At 61.0% G+C, this 5445-nt stretch carries 3 protein-coding genes; all 3 read left to right on the forward strand.

What is annotated here, in order from left to right:
- Nucleotides 1-2058 (forward strand): SusC/RagA family TonB-linked outer membrane protein (locus VL547_RS00400; RefSeq protein WP_325573980.1); only part of this gene is annotated, 2058 nt, incomplete at its 5' end.
- Nucleotides 2059-2086: 28 nt separating this feature from the next.
- Nucleotides 2087-4453 (forward strand): GH92 family glycosyl hydrolase, encoded by a 2367-nt coding sequence (locus tag VL547_RS00405; protein ID WP_325573982.1) that lies wholly within the window; start codon nt 2087-2089, stop codon nt 4451-4453.
- The coding region (locus VL547_RS00410) for a glycoside hydrolase domain-containing protein (RefSeq protein WP_325573984.1) at nt 4438-5445 on the forward strand (1008 nt) is incomplete at its 3' end. The genes VL547_RS00405 and VL547_RS00410, both read left to right, overlap by 16 nt.

Genomic DNA, 5445 nt, shown 5'->3' on the forward strand with positions numbered 1-5445 from the left:
TCCCAGGGCGGCGTCAACTCCCAGGGCGTCAACAACAACTATTTTTACAACCGGTACAACGTCCGGAGCAACCTCGACATCCAGGCCACCAAAAACCTGTCGCTCCGGATGGACGTATCGACCCGGTATATGGACATCAACCAGCCGTCCAACCAGAACGTCACCGCGGATATTTTTAACTATAACGACTTCCATCCGTTTTCCGCGCCCTTTATCAACCCCAACGGGAGCTTTGCGTATGCCTTCGACACGCAGGGACAGCTGCCCACGCTAAACGCCCTCCTCGCCTCCGGCGGCTACACCCGTGACCGGCGCACGGACTTCAACGCGCTGCTGGGATTCGACGAGAAGCTGAACGACATCACCGAGGGCCTCGCGCTTACCGGCCGGCTCGCCTATTCCAGCCAGCAGGAAAGCGTCCTTACCCTCAACCACGCCTTCGCCAACCCGCCGAGCTACCACTATAACCCCACCGACGGGTCCTACCTCCTGAATACCGGCCCTAACGGCGGCGGTTACGTGGAAGGCGTATGGTCCAGCTCCGGTTACCCCGACCTCGACATCCAAAACGTCGATGCCCAGGTCTATTTCAGCTATGACCGGACCTTCGCCAGGGCCCACCACTTCAATTCCCTGTTGCTGTGGCACGAGCAAACCACGCGGAACGACGACAACCCCCTGCTGGCGCAGGTCGCGGCGGTGCCTTCGAAATTCCGCGGCTATTCGCTGAAGATCGGCTACGACTATAAGCAGAAATACCTGGTCGACCTCAACGCCGCCCTCAATGGCTCCGACCGCTTCCACGCCCAAAAACGCAACGGGTTCTTCCCGGCCGTGGGTCTGGGTTGGAATATCGCCAAGGAAAAGTTCTTTGGCGACGTGCTTCCGAAGGTCAACCTGTTCAAGCTCCGCGCTACCTACGGCGTTGTCGGGTCCGACGTCGCTCCCGGTAACCAGTACCTGTATCAACAGGTGTATAACAACGGCTCCAACTACAGCTTTGGACAACAGCCCCAGGGCCAGGCCACCGTGTACGAAGGGCCGTTAGGGAACAACAACGTCACCTGGTCGAAGTCCCGGAAGACCGACTTCGGCCTGGATATGAACCTCTTTGGCGACAAGCTCAGCTCGACCACCGACTACTTCCACGAGTACGTGTTCGACCAGCTGGTCACGCCGGGGAACGTGCCGCTGATCCTGGGGATCGGGCTCTCGCCGACCAACGTCGGGATCACGACCAACCAGGGCTGGGAAGAAACCCTGACCTGGTCCGCCACCGCCGGTAAGGTCTTTTACAGCATCGGTATCGTCTATACGCACAACCGCAACAAGGTCATCTACGAGGCCGAAGCCTCGCCCCGCTACCCCTGGCTGGCCGTAACCGGGCACCAGATCAACCAGCCCTTTGGCTATATCTTCCAGGGCTATTATACCCAGGACGACATCACCAGCGGTAAGGTGGCCAAGCCCAATACCGCCGCGCCCCCGGTTGCCGGGGACATCAAGTACAAAGACCTCAACGGCGACGGCGTCATCGACCAGAACGACGAGCAGGCGATCGGGCGCCCGAATATACCCAACACGACGGTCGGTCTGCCCATCAAATTGGGGTATAAAGGCTTTGACCTGAGCATCCTGTTCCAGGGCGCCTTCCAGTACAGCCTGTCGGCGATCGGTACGGGCATCGAGCCCTTCCAGAGCCAGTGGCAGCCCATACACCAGGACGCCTGGACGCCGACCAACACCAACCCGAAATTCCCGCGGCTGACGACCGACCCCACGACCATCAACAGCCCGACCAACTATATGTCGGACTTCTGGCTGGTCAACGCGCACTATATCCGGTTGAAAACGGTGGATTTATCCTATCAGCTCTCCAAAAAGAGCCTGCCGTTCCATCTGGCCAGCGCGCGTATCTACCTCAGCGCCTACAACCTGATCACCTGGACGAACGTCTGGAAAAAATACCAAACCGACCCGGAAGCGCAGTCCAACACCGTAGGGGATGCCTACATGAACAACAGGGTGTTGAATGTGGGCATACAGGTAGGGTTATAAGAAAACTATGAATTGGAAAAGGATTTGTATGATCGGAGGCTTAGTGGTAACCACGCGTGGGTCCGCGCAAACAAAGGAACCAGCTGACTATGTAAACCCCTTTATCGGCGCCAGCACCAACATCGACAAGGCGGGCGCGATCCACGGTCTGGGAAAGACCTTCCCGGGCGCGGAAACGCCGTTTGGGATGGTCCAGGTCAGCCCCAACACCATCACCGGCGGAGACAACGGCTCGGGGTACAGCTATGAGCACACCTCGATCGAAGGCTTTGCCTTCACCCAGCTGAGCGGGGTGGGGTGGTACGGGGACCTCGGGAACTTCCTGGTGATGCCCACGACGGGGCCTCTGCGCACTTGCGCGGGGCGTCTGACGGGGCCGGGCGCGCCCGAATACCAGCCGGGGTTGCAACCGGAAGGGTATCGCTCGGGGTACGACAAGACATCCGAATCCGCCAGCGCGGGATATTACGCCGTGCTTCTTACGAAATATAATGTACGTGCCGAGGCAACCGCCGCTCCCCACAGCGGCATGCTGCGGTTTACCTTTGAGTCCGGCGGCCCCTCCCGCATCCAGGTCGACCTGGCGCGCAGGGTAGGGGGGACCTCGACCCTTCAGTACGTCCGCGTCGTGGACGACCATGCGATCGAAGGCTGGATGCGCTGCACCCCGGAAGGCGGCGGCTGGGGTAACGGGGACGGACACGCGAGCTACACCGTGTACTTCCACGCCGAGTTCTCCAAACCTTTGAAGGACTTCGGTGTCTGGTCCGCGGACATACCCGACGGGTGGAGCCGCAAACGCGAGGACGTCCAAAGCAACCGCTATCAGCAGCGCGTCGCCGCCGCCGCCATCCTCAAGGGAGTCCATGAGCAACAGGGCCGTCACCTCGGCTTTTTTACGGAGTTTGCCACCACGCCCGGCGAACAGGTCCTGATGAAAACGGGCATCTCTTTCGTGAGCATGGACAACGCCCGTCTGAATCTTTCCTCGGAGATCGCGGACTGGGACTTCGACCGCGTGCGATCGGCCGCCCGCGACCTGTGGAACGCCGCCCTGGGCAAGATAGCCGTCACCGGCGGATCGGAAGAGGACCGCGCCATCTTTTATACCGCCCTCTACCACACCCTCATCGACCCGCGGAACATTTCCGACGTCGATGGCTCGTACCCGGGGGGGGATGGACAGGTACACAAGTCGGCCGACTTCACCAAGCATACCGTCTTTAGCGGCTGGGACGTCTTCCGAAGCCAGATGCCCCTCCAGATGCTCATCAACCCGAAGGTCGTGGACGACCTGCTGAGCTCCTTGATAGAGCTTGCCGAGCACAGCGGGAAACAATACTTCGAGCGCTGGGAGCTCCTCAACGCCTACACGGGTTGCATGATCGGCAATCCCGCGGTCGTGGTGCTCAACGACGCCTACGCCAAAGGCATCCGGCATTACGACATCGACAAGGCTTACCGCTACGCCGTCAATACCTGCGAACGCTTCGGTAACGGCAGCCGCGGCTGGACGTATATCTGCGACCCGGACGACCATAGCGGCACGTCCTACGGGTCATCGCCGTTTTCTATTTCCAATACGCTGGAAAACGCGTACTCAGAATGGTGTCTCTCGCGCCTGGCCACTACGCTGGGGCGCGGCGCCGACGCCGCCAAATACGCCGCGCGCTCCCAAAGCTACCGCAACGTATGGGACGACTCGGTCCATTGGTTCCGCCCGCGGAACGCCGACGGCTCCTGGGAGGCCTGGCCGTCCGAGGGCCGGTTGAAGCAGTTCTACGGCACCGTCGAGAGCAACCCGCTCCAGCAGGGCTGGTTCGTTCCCCACGACGTACCGGGCATGGTCCAGCTGATGGGCGGCCGCGAAAAGGTCATCGCCGACCTCCAGGCGCTCTTCGACCAGACACCGGAGAACATGCTCTGGAACGACTACTATAACCACGCCAACGAGCCCGTACACCACGCCCCCTTCCTCTTCAACCGCCTCGGCGCCCCCTGGCTGACGCAGAAGTGGACCCGCGCGGTGTGCGCCCGCGCCTACCACGACGACGTGGAAGGCCTCGTCGGCAACGAAGACGTAGGCCAGATGTCCGCCTGGTACATCCTGGCGGCCACCGGTCTCCACCCCGTCTGCCCCGGCGACACGCGTTACGAGATCACGAGCCCCGTTTTCTCCTCCGTTACCCTGCACCTCGATCCGGCTTATGCGTCGGGCCGGACGTTCACCGTCATCGCGCACGACAATTCCGCCGGCAACGTATACATCCAACGCGCCCTGTTGAATGGCAAGCCTTACCCGTACTGCCACATCGACCACGCACAGGTCGTCGCCGGCGGTACGTTGGAATTGTTTATGGGATCAAAACCGAATGAGAAATGGGGCATAAACTAACCCTCTCCATGGCGTTGCTGGTAGCGGCTGCCGCCATTTTTGGCCTGACCGTCGCTGGCCGCGCCCAGGGTCTTGTGCATTATGCCAACACCCTGCAAGGAACGAACTCCGACTTCGGCCTCAGCTACGGCAACACGTACCCCGCGACCGCGCTCCCCTTCCCCGAGAACGCCTGGACTCCCCAGACCGGCAAGGACGGCGAGGGCTGGAAATACCAATACAAGGTCACAGCCATCCGCGCCTTCGGCGAAACCCACCAATGCAGCCCCTGGGTCGGCGACTACGGCGTCTTTTCCCTGATGCCGGTGCTCGACACCAGCGCGGATAAACGCGCCACCCCGTTTTCGCACAGCAACGAAATCGCCATGCCGAGCTACTACAGCGTCCGGCTCGACAACGATATCCGCGCCGAAATCGCTCCCACTGAAAGAGGCGCCGCCATGCGCTTCACCTTCCCCAAGGGACACGACGCCTATGTCGTGTTCGACGGGTACATCCGGCACTGCCACCTGCTCGTTGGTTCCGATCACCGGAGTATCTCCGGGTGGGTGGATAATGGGCGGTGGATACCAAAGAATTTCCGTAACTACTTCGTCATAGTTTTCAACAAACCTTTCACGGCCGTTACCGCCACGGGCGACACCTCAGGCTCGCTCGAGCATCCCGTCGCCGCCTCGCTGCGTTTCGCCCCCGGCGCCGTCGTCGAGGCGCGCATCGCCTCCTCCTATATCAGCCCCGAGCAGGCTTCGGTTACGCTAGACCGCGAGGTCGCCCCCACCTTCGACGCCACCCATAAGGCCGCCGACAAGGTCTGGAACGACCTCTTCGGACGCGTCAAGGTCGAAGGCGGGAGCGAAGCCGACAAAGCCACGTTCTACTCCTGTCTTTTCCGCGCGAACCTTTTTTCGCACACCTTTTTTGACATCGGCAAGGACGGCAAGCCGGTCTACTACAGCCCATACGACGCGCAGATCCACGACGGATATATGTAC

The sequence above is a fragment of the Dinghuibacter sp. genome (assembly GCF_035492835.1).
In the GTDB taxonomy this organism is placed as follows: domain Bacteria; phylum Bacteroidota; class Bacteroidia; order Chitinophagales; family Chitinophagaceae; genus Dinghuibacter.

Coding starts and splice junctions, on each gene's coding strand:
- VL547_RS00405 (WP_325573982.1), top strand. CDS start 2,087: ATGATCGGAGGCTTAGTGGTAACCACGCGTGGGTCCGCGCAAACAAAG.